The sequence below is a fragment of the Delftia sp. UME58 genome, from assembly GCF_014170385.1.
GTDB classification, from domain to species: Bacteria; Pseudomonadota; Gammaproteobacteria; order Burkholderiales; family Burkholderiaceae_C; genus Comamonas; species Comamonas acidovorans.
The window spans coordinates 83,632-99,072 of the sequence record NZ_LZZV01000083.1; the positions used below are offsets into that span (position 1 = coordinate 83,632).

Annotated in this window: 30 protein-coding genes and 1 other annotated feature; of the genes, 13 read left to right on the forward strand and 17 right to left on the reverse strand. The window is 63.3% G+C overall.

The genetic code is table 11. The features are described from left to right. Nucleotides 1-93 precede the first annotated feature (93 nt). The 12 genes from A9976_RS20300 to A9976_RS20355 form a co-directional block, all read right to left on the reverse strand. Nucleotides 94-375, reverse strand: a complete 282-nt coding sequence (locus A9976_RS20300) for an H-NS family nucleoid-associated regulatory protein (RefSeq protein WP_183020501.1) — start codon at nt 373-375, stop codon at nt 94-96. Between the two features lie 29 nt (nt 376-404). Continuing rightward, nucleotides 405-587, reverse strand: a complete 183-nt coding sequence (locus tag A9976_RS20305) for a hypothetical protein (RefSeq protein ID WP_097203143.1) — start codon at nt 585-587, stop codon at nt 405-407. Continuing rightward, nucleotides 584-814 (reverse strand): hypothetical protein, encoded by a 231-nt coding sequence (locus A9976_RS20310; RefSeq protein WP_151021198.1) that lies wholly within the window; start codon nt 812-814, stop codon nt 584-586. Before A9976_RS20310 ends, A9976_RS20305 begins: the two co-directional genes overlap by 4 nt. A gap of 1 nt (nt 815) precedes the next feature. Next, nucleotides 816-1,790 carry a recombination-associated protein RdgC gene (locus tag A9976_RS20315; protein ID WP_183020502.1) on the reverse strand — a complete coding sequence of 325 codons (975 nt, stop codon included), beginning with the start codon at nt 1,788-1,790 and terminating at the stop codon, nt 816-818. A gap of 6 nt (nt 1,791-1,796) precedes the next feature. Continuing rightward, nucleotides 1,797-2,258 carry a hypothetical protein gene (locus tag A9976_RS20320; protein WP_183020503.1) on the reverse strand — a complete coding sequence of 154 codons (462 nt, stop codon included), beginning with the start codon at nt 2,256-2,258 and terminating at the stop codon, nt 1,797-1,799. Between the two features lie 39 nt (nt 2,259-2,297). After that, the gene (locus A9976_RS20325) at nt 2,298-2,585 is read right to left on the reverse strand and encodes a hypothetical protein (protein WP_183020504.1); all 288 of its coding nucleotides are present in this window, start codon (nt 2,583-2,585) and stop codon (nt 2,298-2,300) included. A 5-nt stretch (nt 2,586-2,590) separates the two neighbouring features. After that, the gene (locus A9976_RS20330) at nt 2,591-2,887 is read right to left on the reverse strand and encodes a hypothetical protein (protein WP_183020505.1); all 297 of its coding nucleotides are present in this window, start codon (nt 2,885-2,887) and stop codon (nt 2,591-2,593) included. Nucleotides 2,888-2,993: 106 nt separating this feature from the next. Continuing rightward, nucleotides 2,994-3,308: a hypothetical protein gene (locus A9976_RS20335; RefSeq protein ID WP_183020506.1), complete on the reverse strand. Its 315-nt coding sequence runs from the start codon at nt 3,306-3,308 to the stop codon at nt 2,994-2,996. Beyond that, a complete protein-coding gene (locus A9976_RS20340; RefSeq protein ID WP_183020507.1) occupies nt 3,296-3,493 on the reverse strand; it encodes a hypothetical protein in 198 nt (65 codons plus the stop codon). Before A9976_RS20340 ends, A9976_RS20335 begins: the two co-directional genes overlap by 13 nt. A gap of 258 nt (nt 3,494-3,751) precedes the next feature. Further along, nucleotides 3,752-4,048: an excalibur calcium-binding domain-containing protein gene (locus A9976_RS20345; RefSeq protein ID WP_183020508.1), complete on the reverse strand. Its 297-nt coding sequence runs from the start codon at nt 4,046-4,048 to the stop codon at nt 3,752-3,754. Nucleotides 4,049-4,335: 287 nt separating this feature from the next. Beyond that, nucleotides 4,336-4,881 (reverse strand): hypothetical protein, encoded by a 546-nt coding sequence (locus A9976_RS20350; protein WP_183020509.1) that lies wholly within the window; start codon nt 4,879-4,881, stop codon nt 4,336-4,338. Between the two features lie 55 nt (nt 4,882-4,936). Next, the gene (locus A9976_RS20355) at nt 4,937-5,305 is read right to left on the reverse strand and encodes a hypothetical protein (protein WP_183020510.1); all 369 of its coding nucleotides are present in this window, start codon (nt 5,303-5,305) and stop codon (nt 4,937-4,939) included. 118 nt (nt 5,306-5,423) lie between these two features. Between A9976_RS20355 and A9976_RS20360 the strand changes: the two genes are divergently transcribed. After that, nucleotides 5,424-5,729 (forward strand): hypothetical protein, encoded by a 306-nt coding sequence (locus A9976_RS20360; protein ID WP_183020511.1) that lies wholly within the window; start codon nt 5,424-5,426, stop codon nt 5,727-5,729. Here the strand turns inward: A9976_RS20360 and A9976_RS20365 are convergent. The 3 genes from A9976_RS20365 to A9976_RS31775 all read right to left on the reverse strand — a co-directional run bounded on the left by A9976_RS20365 (nt 5,721) and on the right by A9976_RS31775 (nt 8,592). Further along, nucleotides 5,721-6,224 (reverse strand): hypothetical protein, encoded by a 504-nt coding sequence (locus A9976_RS20365; protein WP_183020512.1) that lies wholly within the window; start codon nt 6,222-6,224, stop codon nt 5,721-5,723. The genes A9976_RS20360 and A9976_RS20365 overlap by 9 nt on opposite strands. A 167-nt stretch (nt 6,225-6,391) precedes the next feature. Next, nucleotides 6,392-6,482, reverse strand: a sequence feature (23S ribosomal RNA rRNA prediction is too short). Nucleotides 6,483-6,788: 306 nt separating this feature from the next. Further along, a complete protein-coding gene (locus A9976_RS20370; RefSeq protein ID WP_183020513.1) occupies nt 6,789-7,088 on the reverse strand; it encodes a hypothetical protein in 300 nt (99 codons plus the stop codon). Between the two features lie 781 nt (nt 7,089-7,869). Next, the gene (locus A9976_RS31775; protein ID WP_183020514.1) at nt 7,870-8,592 is read right to left on the reverse strand and encodes a helix-turn-helix transcriptional regulator; all 723 of its coding nucleotides are present in this window, start codon (nt 8,590-8,592) and stop codon (nt 7,870-7,872) included. Nucleotides 8,593-8,667: 75 nt separating this feature from the next. Between A9976_RS31775 and A9976_RS20380 the strand changes: the two genes are divergently transcribed. Further along, nucleotides 8,668-8,934 (forward strand): YdaS family helix-turn-helix protein, encoded by a 267-nt coding sequence (locus tag A9976_RS20380; RefSeq protein WP_047475207.1) that lies wholly within the window; start codon nt 8,668-8,670, stop codon nt 8,932-8,934. A 130-nt stretch (nt 8,935-9,064) separates the two neighbouring features. Here the strand turns inward: A9976_RS20380 and A9976_RS20385 are convergent, their stop codons facing one another. Then, nucleotides 9,065-9,277 carry a hypothetical protein gene (locus tag A9976_RS20385; protein ID WP_183020515.1) on the reverse strand — a complete coding sequence of 71 codons (213 nt, stop codon included), beginning with the start codon at nt 9,275-9,277 and terminating at the stop codon, nt 9,065-9,067. Nucleotides 9,278-9,460: 183 nt separating this feature from the next. After that, a complete protein-coding gene (locus A9976_RS20390; RefSeq protein WP_183020516.1) occupies nt 9,461-9,655 on the reverse strand; it encodes a hypothetical protein in 195 nt (64 codons plus the stop codon). A gap of 88 nt (nt 9,656-9,743) precedes the next feature. Here A9976_RS20390 and A9976_RS20395 point away from each other — a divergent pair, with 88 nt between their 5' ends. From A9976_RS20395 to A9976_RS20445, 11 genes are all read left to right on the forward strand, one after another. Next, a complete protein-coding gene (locus A9976_RS20395; RefSeq protein WP_183020517.1) occupies nt 9,744-10,166 on the forward strand; it encodes a hypothetical protein in 423 nt (140 codons plus the stop codon). Then, nucleotides 10,166-10,879, forward strand: a complete 714-nt coding sequence (locus A9976_RS20400; protein ID WP_197956451.1) for a phage antirepressor KilAC domain-containing protein — start codon at nt 10,166-10,168, stop codon at nt 10,877-10,879. Before A9976_RS20395 ends, A9976_RS20400 begins: the two co-directional genes overlap by 1 nt. Further along, the gene (locus A9976_RS20405) at nt 10,876-11,832 is read left to right on the forward strand and encodes a helix-turn-helix domain-containing protein (protein WP_183020518.1); all 957 of its coding nucleotides are present in this window, start codon (nt 10,876-10,878) and stop codon (nt 11,830-11,832) included. Before A9976_RS20400 ends, A9976_RS20405 begins: the two co-directional genes overlap by 4 nt. Next, nucleotides 11,825-12,607 carry a hypothetical protein gene (locus tag A9976_RS20410; protein WP_183020519.1) on the forward strand — a complete coding sequence of 261 codons (783 nt, stop codon included), beginning with the start codon at nt 11,825-11,827 and terminating at the stop codon, nt 12,605-12,607. The genes A9976_RS20405 and A9976_RS20410 overlap by 8 nt, the downstream gene beginning before the upstream one ends. Continuing rightward, entirely contained in the window at nt 12,604-12,951 is a 348-nt protein-coding gene (locus A9976_RS20415; protein WP_183020520.1) for a hypothetical protein, read from the forward strand. Before A9976_RS20410 ends, A9976_RS20415 begins: the two co-directional genes overlap by 4 nt. A gap of 139 nt (nt 12,952-13,090) precedes the next feature. After that, nucleotides 13,091-13,282 carry a hypothetical protein gene (locus tag A9976_RS20420; protein ID WP_183020521.1) on the forward strand — a complete coding sequence of 64 codons (192 nt, stop codon included), beginning with the start codon at nt 13,091-13,093 and terminating at the stop codon, nt 13,280-13,282. Beyond that, the gene (locus tag A9976_RS20425; RefSeq protein ID WP_183020522.1) at nt 13,258-13,746 is read left to right on the forward strand and encodes a hypothetical protein; all 489 of its coding nucleotides are present in this window, start codon (nt 13,258-13,260) and stop codon (nt 13,744-13,746) included. Before A9976_RS20420 ends, A9976_RS20425 begins: the two co-directional genes overlap by 25 nt. After that, nucleotides 13,743-14,063, forward strand: a complete 321-nt coding sequence (locus A9976_RS20430; protein ID WP_183020523.1) for a DUF4406 domain-containing protein — start codon at nt 13,743-13,745, stop codon at nt 14,061-14,063. Before A9976_RS20425 ends, A9976_RS20430 begins: the two co-directional genes overlap by 4 nt. Further along, nucleotides 14,056-14,313 (forward strand): hypothetical protein, encoded by a 258-nt coding sequence (locus A9976_RS20435; RefSeq protein ID WP_183020524.1) that lies wholly within the window; start codon nt 14,056-14,058, stop codon nt 14,311-14,313. Before A9976_RS20430 ends, A9976_RS20435 begins: the two co-directional genes overlap by 8 nt. Continuing rightward, nucleotides 14,310-14,834, forward strand: coding sequence for a hypothetical protein (locus A9976_RS20440; protein ID WP_183020525.1), 525 nt, complete (start codon nt 14,310-14,312; stop codon nt 14,832-14,834). Before A9976_RS20435 ends, A9976_RS20440 begins: the two co-directional genes overlap by 4 nt. Beyond that, complete coding sequence (locus A9976_RS20445) at nt 14,831-15,403, forward strand: hypothetical protein (RefSeq protein WP_183020526.1); 573 nt, start codon at nt 14,831-14,833, stop codon at nt 15,401-15,403. Before A9976_RS20440 ends, A9976_RS20445 begins: the two co-directional genes overlap by 4 nt. Nucleotides 15,404-15,441 lie beyond the last annotated feature (38 nt).

Below are 15,441 nucleotides of genomic sequence, written 5' to 3' on the forward strand. Positions count from 1 at the left end.
GTTTGGGTAACAACAATTACCTATATGTAGAAGCGCATCAGGGCAGCGAAAAGCCTCGGGAGGGAGTACTTCTCGCGCCTTGTGCTCATACCCTCAGGAAATGATCAGGAAACTTTCCCGGTCCTTCCCGTTGATCCAGTTCGGAGGCTTGCCCCGGCCGGTCCAGGTCACGCCAGTGGCGGGGTCGCGGTACTTCGGGGCGCCCACGCTGCCCTTGGACTTGCCCTGGGGGAAGACATCGGCAGCGGTCAGGCCGTGCTCTGCGATCAGCGCGCGGGCCTGGGCGACGGCTTGTGCCTTGGCTTCGGCCTGGGCCTGGGCGATCTGGGCGTCGAGTTCGGCCCGCTGGGCCAGCAGGGTCTTGTATTCGGACATTTCGGATTTTTCCTTTCTGGGATGGGTGATCAGTGGCCGCAGGGCAGGGCATCGCCGCGGTGGTGGTCTTCGGGCAGCTCGGCGCCGCAGCCGAAGCAATGGGTAGGCTTTTGCTCATCCCACCACAGGGCGCGGGCACGTTCTGCGGCGCGGCGCGCGGCCGGAAGATCGCGCTCGGCGCGCGTGGGCTGGTGTTCGGTGTCTTGGTTCATGCAGTTGAGGCTGGGGCCGCCGGCCGCATCCAGATGCTGGCGAGCATGTCGGTGGCGCGCGGGCGGGAGGGATTGCGGATGCGATAGCGGCGGTACTTGTCACAAACGCAGGCGTTGCACTGGTCTGCCAGCCCGTCGGGGCTTTTGACCAGGGCGCGAAAGAAGCCCACGTCGGCGGGCCAGGGCTCGCCGCAGGTCGTGCAGACCTTTTCGGAGGCGGTGGCCATGTCAGAACGGCACATCGCCTGGCTTCAGATCTGGAGGGGCACAGGCCGGGCCTGTTGTGGTCAGCGAGGCCGGCAGTCCATGCCCGAGGCCAGTGCGACCCTCACCACCCAGGGCCTCAATCAGGTCGGGGATGAGTTTGGACAGCTCGCCCGTGGTGATCGCCACATCGGCATCGAAACCGCCATCGCCATCCTTGGACTCGGTCACGACATCGAGCATCGCAACCTTGCGCAGCTGCAGGCCTTGGGTCAGCACGAAGCTCACGCGGCCGTCCCAGGTCATGGCAACGCGGGTGGGTAGCTTCCCATGCTCGATGTGCTGCTGCACTTCTGCGATGTCTAGTGGGTGGCGGCCGTAGCGCACCACGGCCTTGGATTCGTCGGCGGCCTTGAGCTCGCATTCGCGGTCAATCGAAAAGCCGGCCGGGCTTTCCTGCGTGGTCAGCCAGTGCGCCATGGCGGCCTGGGCGCTGGTCTGCGTATCGACCAGGGCCAGCGCAAAGCCTGTGAGGCCCTCCACCAGCGAGCTGACCACCTCGTCGGCGCGCGCCTGGCTGCCCGTGTCCAGCACCAAGGTGCGGGCCTGCGGGTCCAGCCAGACCCACATGGCGCCCTGCTTGGTGAAGGCCATGGGCAGCAGGTCCAGCTTGGCCTCGTCTTTGAGCTCCTTCTTTTCCTTGCGGCCAGGCTTGCGGAGTTCGGAAATCTCGATGGCTTCGCATTTCTCCTCCACCTTGCGCGCAAGCACGCTGGCCGGGAGCATCTTGGCCTCGGTCATGAAGCGCATCACCCACTGGTTGGCCACGGACTCGGCCAGCGGGCCATGGGGCTCGCCGCGCGGCGGCACCCAGCCAGCACTGCGCTCCTGCGTGGGGCCGCACTCGGCAAACGGTGACTTGGCCAGCGCGGCCTCGACAGCCTGCAGGTCAGGAGCCCAGGACTCGGCGATTCGGTAAATGATCAGATTTGTGAGCATGGTGTTTCAGGCCAGGGATTTGGGATGCTTGGGCAAGCAGCCCAGGCGGTTGGCTTCTGCATCGGTCCAGGCCGCGTGGCCCAGCAGCAGGGTGTGGGCCTGGGTGGCCAGGGCCAGGTTGGGCTGCACGCGCTTTGCCTGGGACACGAGCAGGTCCAGCAGCTTGGTATAGGCGCGGGTCTTGAGAATCCCCCAGCCGCCGAACTCGGGCGGCATGCGCTTCACCATTTCCTCGGCCTGGACCCCGATGCCCTTCACGGCTTCCCTGTGAACGAGCTTGGCCTCGTTGCGCAGCTGCGCCGCCTCGCCCGAAAGCGCTTTCGCGCGTGCCCTCAGGTTGTAGGCTTCGACGGCGCGCTTCTCGCCCTTTGCTTCGAGGCGCAGCGCGGCGGCCTCGGTGGCCTTGGCCTTGGCCTTGGCACGCATGATCATTTCTTGCGCGTAGAGATCTGCCGGTGTTTGCGACATGGGGCTTCTCCAAACGGTTGGCCAACGTGGGCCGGTGGGTTACAGGGCGCCGCCTTCGGTGTCGTCGGCCGGCAGGTGCTGGATGGCGGGCACAGGGATGGCTGGCGCGCGCGGCGCGGGCCCAGCCAGGAATTCCTCGCGCTTCTGGTAGAGCTGGTCGATCAGGGCGTCCGCCAGGCGTGGCAGGTCGCGGGCATTCATCAGCACCGCGCTTTGGACCTTCTCGATAGGCACGCCCAGGGCCGCCAGATTCGCCGCGTTGAGCTGCAGCCAGGGCGAGAACTTGGCGCAGATCTGCGTGAGGTTGAGCTTCTCGGGATTCGGCATTGCGATCAGTGGGCCTGTGCCTTGAGCTGGGACTCGCGCATCGCCTGGTAGCCGGCGAGCATCGGTTCGAGCTGCTGACGCAGATTCACCCCAGGCTCCAGGTTCGCGCCGACGCTGGCCAGGGCGCAGCCCATGGCATACAGGCCGCCGTACAGGGCAAACGTGTTGCCGTTGCGCTGGCCGTAGGCGCTCAGGATTTCGATGATCGGCTCAGCCACATGCGCCATGGCATGGGCGTGGTGGTTGGACGTGATCTCGTGGGTGACACGCACGCCTTCGATGGGGTCTGTGGATTGGCTCATGAGCTGGTGCTCCAGGTTCAGAAAAGGGGTGCTCCGGAGATGGCGACCGCAGCAGCGAGACCGGCGGCCGAGATGGCCGACCAGAGGAAAAATCCGAGAAGCTTGGTCATAGCAGTTCGCGCAGGCATTCCATTGATTGCGGGCCGGTCCATACGACTGCATGGCCGGGCGGGCAGGCCTGGGCGGCGCTGTGCGCTCGCTGCACGTCCGCTGCGCTGGCGACGGGTTCCTGAGCCGCGCCGGCATCCGCGCAGGCGCTGAGCACCAGGACCGTGAGCAGGGCCACGATCAGCAGCAGCAGCCAGCCGCCGGGCGTGGGCGCCGGGCCCGGCTCGGTCACCGGGCCAGGGCGCGAGGCCTCGCGGAGGAAGCGCGCATCGGGGTCGGGATTGAAGGGTTCGGAGGGGATCACTCGTTGCATTTGGGCTCTCCTGAAACGACAAATCCGCCAGGTGGCGGATTCGGTGGGGTTGCTGCTTGCCGCTGCAGGCGCTGGACCTCCTGCTCGGCAATGAGGCGCTCTTCTTCGCGCCAGTCCGCATAGGTCTGCGGCTCATATGCGACGCGGCCGCGTTCGCCGCGCAGGCGGTTGAATCTGGATCTCATGGTGGATTCCAAAAAAGCGCCCGCCCCACATTGCTGCAGGGCGGGCCAAATGCCGCACAAGGCGACCCCACGAAACAAAAAGGCCCTGCAACTGGTGAAGCTGCAGGGCCTTGGTGGAAAGTGCCGATGCCTTGAAAGGCGTGCCTGGGAATTAGAGAGGGAGGGAGGAGGAACCCAGGCTCGGCGTGAAACTGTTGAAGTCAGTATGGCCCGGACATGATCACGAAAACATGTACGGGAGGTAAAAGAACGTTGGCATCAGTTGCAGAGTTGATGCTCGCAAGGAATGCCATCGCCATCACCGTCCATCTTTGTGTTGGGGCAGTTGCGCAGGAAAAACTTCGCCTCCTCACAGGAGGTCATCTGCGAGCAGTGCATGCGACCGTCGCAGGAATATTTGGGAGCACTTGAAGTGCTGCTGCCGACATCAATGTCGCGAGGGCGCGGCTCATTGAGAAGCAGATCCGGGGTCGGCCCACCAGTCTTGGCTTGATGCGACGTGTACGCCTTCCACGCCGCCGCCGCGAGCAGCACGTAAACGATGAGTCTCAGCATTGGATGCCCTCTCTTGTTGTGATCGATATGGCGGGCATCGTATCGCAGCCAGAAGTGAAGATGGCCGCCGTATTCGCCCCGGCTTTCCCTCAAACGGTTTGGCAAGACTCTCACTGCTTGCAGGCGGGCAAATGCCTGTCACGATTGGCCATCAAGAAAAAGAGCGGATCACCCGGCGGACAGTCTGTCGGTGGCGGCATCTCGGATTGCCTTCATCCACGCCCGGTTGCAGTTTTTCAGTGCCGCGCTCTTTCTTGATGGCCCCGGCGCTATGCCGAGGCCCAGTTTCATGCGTGTTCAACGCAGACCTTGGTGAAGGGGCCGAGGAAAGGATGTCCACCTTTCCTGTATTCCAGGAGGATGCTGTCGCCTGACTTGACACCACCAACCGGCATCACGGCGTCTTTGACTCGAACCTCGAAGCCGAGCTCGCCGCTGACCAGGGCCAAGCTCCAGTCTCCGCTTATGAACCGGTCGACCTGCTCAACCTTCGCCCGTAGTCGAGAGATTTGCGCTGCAGTTCCGCGCTCTGCTAGCAGCTGCTCCTGCGGAATAGCAGGCCTTGGGCCCGCCCAGGCGATGGTCTCGTCATCTTCATCGGTGTCGCGTAGCGGCCTCAGTTCCGCGTCGCGGTAGACAACGATGGCTCGGGCGCCAGGCTCGATGGTGCGGTCGCCGAACCGGAACGTTGACAGCGGTAAACCGATCCAGTCCGCTGGAATCTCGAACTCACCGGGAGTGGCCGGCTTCCAGATGCGCATGAGCGCACCGTTGTTCGTGGGGTACTCGTGGTCGTTGACCACGATGGCCAGATCACCGGGTTTGCAGTGCATGTTTCTCTCCTTCGTATGCTGTAAATATATACAGTAACTGAGGATTTGAACAGTATCACAGTGCCAAGCGTTGTTCAAGCAGCAACAGCTCTGCGTGAACCAGCTCGATGCTGTGTGCAAGCGTTTCGATTTGCGAAACCAGGGGCGCGCTGCTGTGTGCTTGGTTGCCAATGCCTTGGCCAGCCGCAGATCCTGACTGAGCCGTGGCTGGAAGCATGATGGGGGCCATGCGCTTGATGAGCCGCTGCGTCGTGGCGCGCAGCTGCTCTGCTTGTGCGGAGGCTTTGGAAAGGGCTGCTGCTGTCGGGCTGGTGGCCTGTGGGTTCAACGCTTGTGCGAGTTGCCCAAGTCGAGCGGGTTCAAGCAATGCGGCGCCAGGCAATCCTGCCAGGGCTGGCACGCGGCCAATGGGCTGGTGGTTCACGGTGGTCTCTCCTGTGGTGGCGGCGAAAACAGAAAAGGCCCGCGAGCGGTGAAGCTGCGAGCCCTGAGGCAATACTCAAAGGCTACGATGGAAGCTCTTCAACTGAGAGGATTCGTCTGTGAAAATCATTTCTCTGAATCGTGAGCTGACAATCGACGCCAGGAATTTGGCATTCAACGTAGACGAGGATCTCACTCCAGATCTGATGTCCTTCATGAGCTATGGCGCCCTGACGCTTTCGGGTGAAGGCAGAGTCCTGAGGGTCAGCCTTCCTCAGGACAGTGATGAGGACTTCGATTACCAGAACGTTTCGACCCTTGAGGGGAAGCTGGCGACTGCGGCAGCGAAGGTTCAGCACGCCACAGAGAAGCGGCAACGAATGCTCAAGGATCTGGCGGAGCAAATGAACCTGGACCTAGACTGACTCTTTGCGCACCAGCCAATCGCTGCGAGGGTTGTCTGGTGCCGCATAGGCGATCAACACGCGCGCCAGCTCGTAGGCTGCATTCTTTGTCATCAGAACGCTGGCGCCATCGCCAAGCTCCAAGCGCAGGCCGCTCCCGGACGACACGCAGTGCTTCGGCGTTCGCCGCTCGTAGACCACAAGCTTGTCCTCGCCGAGCAGGGCGATTTCGTCTGCGGGCCGCTTGCGAAGCACGCTCAGCGCGATCGATGTGATTTGCTCTGTGCGCACCCAAACCCGGCCAGGCCCCGATACCGAGCCTTCGTAGGTGTCTCCAAAATTGCCCGCTGCTTCCTGCAAGTTGAGTTCTTCGAAGCTGGCCGGCGAAGCTGGTGTCACTTGGCTTTCGGCCAGTCCAGCGCTGGCCACTGCACTGGCGATCTTGTTTATGCCATCGCTGGCGACCGAGAGATTGGCTGCCTCATCAAGGCTGGCGACAGGGATAGGTTGATTCATACGTCTCTCCTGGTGGTGGAAACAAAAGAGGCCTCCCGCATCGAGAAGCCTCTTTTGTTTCGCCCCGATCGCTCGGGGAGGGCGTGCTGCCTCTGGTAGCAGCTGCGCGGCATCAACATGCCGCACCGTTTATTTGCTCCGTGGTGTCATCTCACTGCGTTCGTCACCGGAATGCCAGGGCGGTGTTCCACCGTCGGCTCCAGATGCGCTGGCGCGCACCCTTCACAGCCTCCCGCCTACTCTCTACAGGGCATCCCGCCCGCAGTTCCTTCCCTATGCCGTGAACCGTGCTTTGACGGACTGGCAACCGCGCGGAGACGCGGCGCGCTGACCTGGCCCATGCCCAGGAGCGCCATTGCGCCGGACGAATGCCCCTCGGGTGGGGCAAGCAACATCGGCGTGCAACTTGTGAAAGACCGGGGCTTGCCCGGTCGATGCCGTGGTGCCCAACTTCCCGGCCGGCCCGCATGTGCGGTGGCTGGGTACGTTGAAGGCGATGATAAGGCGATGCCTAATTTATTGCAATAGGCGTTGCCTTATTTTTTCGATACACTGCCAATGCGTTCAGTGAAGACGGACTTCAAAGTAGGCCTCCTCCACGGCAATCCCTTGGAGTCCGGCTTGCTGGGCTGCCTCATAGGCCTTCTGCCAGGAGAGCGCCACTGGCTCGTTGGCCTTCCCGATTACGCCGCCCTCGGCCGCATCGTTGAAGAGCTTGTAGGCCCGTGTCATGGCCTCGTGGTTAGGGAAGCTTCGTTCAATCACCTTGGCGAAGCGGGCTTCGGCCTTGGCCTTGATGTCGTGCTCGATGCCGATGCAGTCTTGAAGGGTGACTCGGAACGAGGTGAGGGCGGAAGTGGTCATGTGCATCCTTGGTGCTGGTTAAAAACACAGTTCCAGTATGCATGAAGACTGTATGCGTGCACAGTAATTTGTTACATGGTTCGCTACGCGCCAGCAGGCGGCCATGAAAAAGCCCGCTCAAGGCGGGCAAAGGAAGACTATGACCAAGAGTGAGCAGTCTGCCCCTGAGGGGTCAGAGATTCTTATCAACTCCATCGATCCGCGGACTCTGAGTGTTGGAGATGGGGCCGATGGCCGACCTATATGGGTAGCGGTAGACGCTGTAACGCAACGTGTGTACCGAGTTTACGCAAATGGGATCGCAACAGGGTTTGGTGATGGTGTACTGACTATAGCCGCTGCAACAAAATCTGGCACCAAGCAATTCGAGCAGAATACGTCCGGGCTGAATATGGCTGTTACTGAGGGGGATGGAACCAGTAAATGCATAACTCTTTACGAGCTATCAGGCAAGGTCGGTTGAGTCATCTTCAATCAAAGCACTAATTCTAGGCGTGACGTTTTCGATATGCGGGAGAGATTTGTCAACTGCGGGCGCTTCTCTGATGACAAAACGAGTGCCTTCGACCTTTCTACTGGATAAATCAGAGAGCTTTCTTCGGAATTCCGTCTTGAATACCTCGACAAGTTCGCTGAGGCAATCCTCAGCAGACTCGTCAATGTAGAAGGTGGTGCATTTTGGGCATGCGTATAGTTTAAATTTTCCGTTCCTGCAAAATGTAGCAGATGAGTCGCAAAGAGGGCATGTGGTGTTCATGTGTCTTAAGCTAGTTATCTAGATTCAATGCTTCATAGTCCACCAGGCCAACACCTTGCCGGCGATGTTGATGCACTCAGATGCTTTACGAAGATCAATTCGCTCTTCGTCGGGATAGTCCACGATGTTGTCGCTGCGAAGGACCAGTGTGCCGTCAGAAAGTATTAGGGCTTTCTTCAACAAGAGACGGTTGTAAACATCGATGACGTAAATACCCTGTGCATCAATGGTCCGCTGCCCCATATCCACAAACACCAAGTCTTCATCTTGAATTGTTGGTTTCATGCTGTGGCCGTTGCCCGTCATGATCTTGATGCGCTCGGGGTTGACAGTCCCGATCTTCTTGCGTACCCAGCTTTCCAAGACATCGAGATGGCGGACGATCTGCACTGCCTCATCCATGTGCGAGCCCGGGCCCATCGACGGGCGGACCGAGAGATGCTGGAGGCGAACGTAGCCAGGCGGCGGGGTGTCATCGATGACCTGGATCACGTTCTCCCCGTGTTTGGACGTTTCGGCGGTGGTCCCTGGCGGGTAATCGGGCAGCCCCCAGTGCGATGGCTGGACCACGTCTGCGAAGTAGCTCCAGAGCTTTGGAAGCTTGTCCTTGCTGATCGTCCCACGGTTCACCCAGTCTTGGATGGATGGAGGCCTCACCTCAAAGTGCTCGGCCACCTCCTTCTTGGAGACGCCCTTCAGTTCGATGGCTTCAGCGATGGCTTGGCCTAATTTTTCACCAGTAAGCATTGCCTAATGTTCCATGTGTGAGGGTGCGTAGGCAATGCCTATTGATCAAAATTAGGCAGAGCCTTATCATGGGGTATGACGTACTCACACCCCGGACTTGCGGTGCAGGCGGTTGTCGATCTTGTTGGCAGCCAAGCGGCCCTGGCTCGCGCCTTGCAGGTATCTGCACCCACTGTGAACCAGTGGATCAAGAGGCGGCGCCCGGTTCCGAAGGCGCTTAGCCCCAGGATCGAAGCGCTGTCCAGCGGGACGGTCTCACGCCGAGACCTTCGTCCCAACGACTGGCAAGACATCTGGCCCGAGCTTGCGCAGCCTGCCGCCCAGGAGCAGGGCCATGCCTGAGCCGTGCCGCTTGGGCGAGGCCCAGCCGACGAGCAATAGGTTTTCGGGGAAGCGTTGGTGCCGAGGGGCGGCGTTCTTTGTAACCCTGCAGCGCAGCAGGACGCACGTCTGGGAAGGTTGCCGGCGCCCGTCAGCTTCCGTCTTGGACGGGGTGTTGTACCTGCCCCGCACGCCGGGCTTCTTCTGCAGTGTCCACGCGGTGAATGCCTTCCAGCAGTGCGTAGTAAGCGTCTTCGAACGTCTTGGCAACGATGCCCCGCGTGAAGTCGCTGTACTCCAACTCGATCTTCGAGAGCATTGCTCCAGCAAGAGTTGCTGTGGGCCCGATCAGTTCTTGTTTCATGTCCGCCCCTATCGGGAATGGTTGTGTAGGAACTTCCATTCTGCCCCGGGAGGTGGCGGGCACCCCTCCCAAGGATCAAGACCATGCATAGGCCATACCGCTGGGGCGCCGATGTCCCGCCAGCAGCACAGAGGCTCAAGAACCGCCGGCTGGAGCGCTTGTACGCAGCCGAGTACTTCCGTCTTACCGGTGCTCGTCTGGGCCTTGGAGAGCCTGCTGCTCTGCAATCAGCACGCGAGCGCGCTGGATCGCCGCATATGCCTTCGCAACCTCCTCCGGCAACTGCATCAAGTTCCCCGCTCGCACATCGTGATGAACGCGGGCGGCGATGAGGTTCACGGCAGCTAACACATCGGAATCGTTGATTTTTTCGTTCATGGCCTGGGCCTTTCGGATGGATGGTTGGTGGAACACCCATTCTAGGAACGTGCCCACGGCCGCCATTTATCTCAAGGAGTAGTCCCGCATGCGTGACACCCACGAAAAGCTGAGCCGGGCTGAAGCGGCTGCCGTGAAGGCTATCCAGGCGGCGCTGGTCGGCCTGGAGCCCGAGCAGGCCGAGCGCGTGCTGGCCCACGTCCAGGAAGAGCTGGACGCTGCCGAGGGCACGGCCATGTTTGCCCGTGGCATCGCTGGTCCAAACGGAAAGCTCAACGTCTGCCTGAAAACATGGCTGGATGAGGGCACAGCCGAACTGTTCCGTCGCATCGCTGCAGCCCGCAAGCAGGACGCCTCGGCATGCAACCGCGACGGCATCTATCTCATCGTGCACGGCAAGACCTACACGGTGATGGTTGCTGAAAAGGCTTTGCATGACGCTGATGCTATGGACATCCGTGCGAACTTGACAGGCCCATTCGCGGCCCTCGAATTCGGAGGTCGTGCCTGATGAACGCGATCACTGCAATTTCCGCCGCCGTGCTGACCATGAGCAGCGAAGAAATCGCCGCGCTGGTGGAGTCCCGCCACGACAACGTGAAGACCTCCATCGAGCGCCTGGGCGCGCGCGGCGTGATCCAACTCCCTGCGTTGCAGGAAGTTCGGAACCATCTCGGCCAGATCGTGAGCGTCTACCAACTGTGCAAGCGCGACAGCTATGTCGTGGTGGCGCAGCTGTCGCCCGAGTTCACCGCGCGGCTGGTGGATCGCTGGCAGGAGCTGGAGGCCCAGGCTGCCCCGGCGCTGCCGGACTTCTCCAACCCTGTGGCCGCCGCGCGCGCCTGGGCTGATGCCAAGGAATCCGAGCTGCGCACGGCCGAGGCGCTGGCCCTGGCTGCGCCCAAGGCTGAGTTCGTGGATCGCTTCGTCGCAGCCGAGACCGGCGCCATGGGCTTCCGCCAGGTCTGCAAACTGCTGCGCGCGAACGAGGAGCGCTTCCGTGCCTTCCTGCTGGACAACGAGGTGATGTACCACCTGGGTGGCCGGCTCACGCCGCGGGCGCAGCACATGGACGCGGGCCGCTTCGTGGTGAAGGCTGGCCATGCCCAGCACAGCGACCACGCTTTCACCCAGGCCAAGTTCACCAGCAAGGGGGTGACGTGGATTGCCGGCCTGTGGGGCCAGCACCAGGCCCGCCTGGCACAGGGGGGCGCACAGCAATGAGCACGATGATCATGGCGGCCTGCTGGCCGCTGGCGATGTCCCCGGCGCAGAAGGCTGTGCTGATTTCCCTGGCTGACCAGGCCAATGATGACGGCGTGTGCTGGCCCGGCGTTGCGACGATTGCGAAGCGCACCTGCCTGTCCGAACGTGCGGTGCAGGATGCCATCGCCTGGCTGCAGACGGTGGGCGTGGTGTTCCGTGAGTACCGCATCAACTCGAGCACCAGCTACACCATCACGCCGGCCAACTTCAACCCGGCTGCAGCGCCCGCGAAGCGTAAGCGAGGCACGGGTGCAGATGCCGCACCGGGTGCAAATGGCGCACCCCCCGCAAATGGCGCACCGGGTGCAGACGGCGCACCACCCCCCGCAGCAGGCGCACCAGGGGGTGCAAATGGCGCACCTCAACCCCCGCAGATGGCGCACCCCGGGGGTGCAAATGGCGCACCCAAATCATCATTGAACCGTAATAGGAACCGTAAAGGAACCGCCAACGAACCATCCCCGCCGGCTGCGCCGCCGGGCCGCGATGGGGTTGGCGGCCAACCAGACGACGGCGAGACAGCCCTGCAGGCTGCCTGCAAGCTCACCTGGGCAGCGTACAGCCTGGCGTACGAGCAGCGGTATGGCGTCAAGCCGGTGCGCAACCAGGTGGTGAACGCCAACGTGAAGACGCTGGTCAAGCGCCTGGGCTTCGAGGAGGCACCGCTGGTGGCGGCTTGGTACGTGGCCAGCGTGAACGAGGCATTCGTGGTGAAGAACTCCCACGGCGTCGGCGTGCTGGTGAACCAGGCCGAGAGCTTCCGCACACAGTGGGCCCGTGGACAGGCGGTGACCGGCACGGCTGCGCAGGCAGCGGACAAGACGAGCGCCAACTTCGACGCCATCGAGGAGGCCAAGCGGCTGCTGCGCCAGCGCGGCGGTCGGGGCAACGGGGAGGGCGGCAATGCGTGACGACCTGGACACCGACTGGCTGCTGGAGGAGCTGGGCGCCACGATGGAGCTGAGCGGACAGCAGGTCCGGCCTACTGCGCTACTGCTGCTGGCGGAAGACCTGACCCACATCGACAAACCTGTGCTGCGCCTGGCCCTGGCCCGCATCCGCGCCGAGCATCGCGGCCCGATCCTGACCGGCACCGTGCTGCAGTACGTGGACCACGCCATGGGCCGCATGCTGCCAGCCGAAGCCTATGGCCTGGCGCTGACCAGTGCTGACCAACAGGCCACAGTGGTGTGGACCGACGAGATCGCCCAGGCCTGGGCAGTGGCCGCGCCGCTGCTGGATGCTGGCGACAAGTTCGGGGCACGGCAGGCCTTCATCGAGGCCTATGGCCGGATCACGGGCGAGGCCCGCGCGCTGCGCCGCCGCCCTGTGGTGCAGGTCAGCCTGGGCCACGACCCCGAAGCGCGCAGCCGCGCCGTGCAGGAAGCTATCACGGCAGGCCGGCTGCCGGGCGGTCTGGAGGGCCTGACGGACGACCTGCGCGAGCAGCTGCAGCTGCCGGCCCCGCGCGCCGCCCTGGCGCTGCCGGCGCCCGAGTCCATGCCCAGCGGCCCGAAGCGCGAAGTTCTGGCCCAGCTGGCCACCCTGCGTGAAGCCTTCGCGCTCAAGGCCTCGCGCTTCACGCCCGCGCAAGTCCAGGCCCGTGCAGACCGGATGCGCCTCGGCCAGGCCAAGCGCCGCACTGCCGCCGCTGTGGCACAGCACCAGCAGGGGAGCCAGGCATGAGCGACATACACACCTCCGTGGCCCGGGAGTACCTGACGCTGCCCTACACCTACACGCTGGCACAGGAGCTTTCGGCCAGCGAGCGGCAGCCGCTGCACCTGCGCAAGCGCGAGCCCCTTTCCTCTGCAGTGCTTGCCGCCGTGCATGCCGTCGGCTACGCCGCTCCGACGGTGCAGCACTGGCGCGACCTTGCCGACGCCGCGAACCTTTCCGAAACGCTGCTGGTCATGGGCGTCTTCACCGAGCCCGAGGCTCAGAGCCTGTTTGCTGATGCTGTTGCGGCTGTCGTGGACCTGGGCCGCAAGCACGGCAACGGCCTGGAGATGCGCCTGAACGCCGTGTAACTGGGCCACCTGGTCGAGTTCGGCGAGGCCTACGGCCAGGTGCTGGAGGTGATCCCGGCCCGCACCTTCATCCGCGCGCACCGCGCGACCGAACGCCGTCTGCGCGAGCTGCTGGTCAACAGCCGCGGCAGCGACACCCATGAATTCATCGTCGTCTGAACACCAATGGCAGCAACAACCAAACAATCTCAGCGCGGCAGCCGTGGCGCACCTCGTCAAGGCCAGGGCCAGGGAGCTGGACAGGGACGAGTCCCGGCTGTTTGTGGACATCGAGCAGCAGGTGGTACAGCAGCTGCAGGCGCTCGCGTGGCGCCCGCCGGCCCGCGCGTGATGGTGCCGGCTGGCCACCAGGGCCCGATCACGGTGCTGGGCATGGACCCGGGCAAGCACACGGGCCTGGCCTGGATCGTGGATGGCCAGCTGCAGACGCTGGAGGAGATCGAGCCAGCGCAGATCGCCCTGGTGCTGCAGGAGCGCCGGCCCACACTGGTGATCTTCGAGGACAGCCGTGCCGCGCGCCGCACCTGGACGGCCAAGGGCAGCGACGGCGCCCGCAAGAAGATTGCACGCAACGTCGGCGAGATCGACGCTTGGTGCAAGCTGATCGTTGGCCTGTGTGCGGCGCTGGGCATCCCCTGCCACGGCATGCCGCCCAGCGCGAAGGCCGGCGGCGCCCACGGCGCAAAGATCGATGCGGCCACCTTCAGCCGTCTGACCGGCTGGGCCGGCCGCAGCAATCAGCACCAGCGCGACGCCGCAATGATCGCTTGGTCGTTCCGGAGGGCTCGGCCATGAAGCGCATCTACATCGCCGGCCCGATGTCTGGGCTGCCCGAGTTCAACTACCCGGCCTTCCACCGTGCGGCGGCATACCTGCGCGCCCAGGGCCACCACGTAGAAAACCCGGCCGAGAACCCCGCGCCAGCATGCGGGAGCTGGGCTGGCTACATGCGCCTGGCGCTGCCACAGCTGTGCAAGTGCGATGCGGTCTACATGCTGCCCGGCTGGCGCGGCTCCAAGGGCGCGCGTGTGGAGCACGGCCTGGCCCTGGATCTGGGCATGGAGGTGCAGGACTTCGATGCCGGCGCAGGGGAGGGTGGTGCACATGCTTGATTTCCGCCCAGATCTGCCCCGGCGCGGCATGCGTGGCCAGGAGCGCCCAAAGCAGAAGTACCCACCGCTGTGGCGCGATGCCACGGTTGAGCAGCACATTGACGGGCCCGACGCGCGCGGCCGCTACCGCCTCTCCGTCTGGGCCTACAACCGCTGCTGCATGCTGCAGCAGTACGGTCCGATCCGCGTGTGCGTGATGGGCGATCACGGCTTCCTGGTGCAGGTGGATGTGGAGGGCGACATCCGATGATCCAGAACCGGAGCATCTGGCCCAGCCGCGGCTTCGGCCGACGGCCGGCCGTCGCGCCAGCGCAAGACCGAGAGGAGCGCCTGGCGCAGCGCGCGGCCCGGGCCATGGACAGTGCCCGCGCCACGGCCGGCATGGCGTGCACCAGCATCGTGGTGATGGGCGCCGCCAGTACAGGCTTGGTCCTGCCAAAGGCCGAGATCCTCGAATGCGAAGCCTACCGCCGAGCCGTCGCCGCGCTGCCGTGCATCTGGTGCGGCATCTGCGGCTACAGCCAGCACGCCCATCTGAACCTCGGCAAGGGCATGGGTCTGAAGACCGACGACCGCACAGGCTTCCCCCTGTGCTGCACGCGCCCCGACATCGAGGGCTGCCACGTCGCATACGACCAGTACCGCCTCATGGAAGGCGGCCGCGAACAGCACCGCGCCTATGGCCTCGAATGGGGCCGCATCACCCGCCACACCATCCTCGAATCAGGCCAATGGCCACAACGCCTGCCCCTCTGGAGTGAAACCGCATGAACCAATCCACCACCAGCACCATCCACAAGACGCCCGGCGGCAATCCGGACACTGGCGCGGTCGAGGCCGTGCCCACACTGACGCAGGTCTACGAGGCGATCCGCCAGTTGCATGAGGCCGGCGAAGAGCCGACGCGCGACCGCATCCAAAAGATGACCGGGCTGAACCTCACCACAGTGGACGACCGCATCAAGGTGCTGCGCGGCGAGGGGATGATTGCGGCCGTGAAGCAGTGCTACCGCCCGGTGCACCAGCACGGGCCAGCGCGGGATGTGGTCATCGTTCATCTGAACGATGGGAGGACCATGGTGGAAATTGGGGACCATGTACTGCACCTGGTCCGGGCTGAGGCGGCGCGACTTGGTCAGGGCTTGGCGGGCGTGGCATTGGAACACACCGCGCTAACACGCGTCACGGAGCTGCAGGACCAATTGCTGGAAGAGGCCGCGAAGCGCCGTGCCTTGGAAAAATATGTAAAGGCGCTGAAGGCCATAAAGAGCCAGGATCATCGTCAGGCAGACTTGCTCATGGAGCCTTATCCTGGATACAGTGGCCAGTTTACTTTGTAATGCGTTTAATTACGTAGCTGATGCTCAAAAGAACTGCG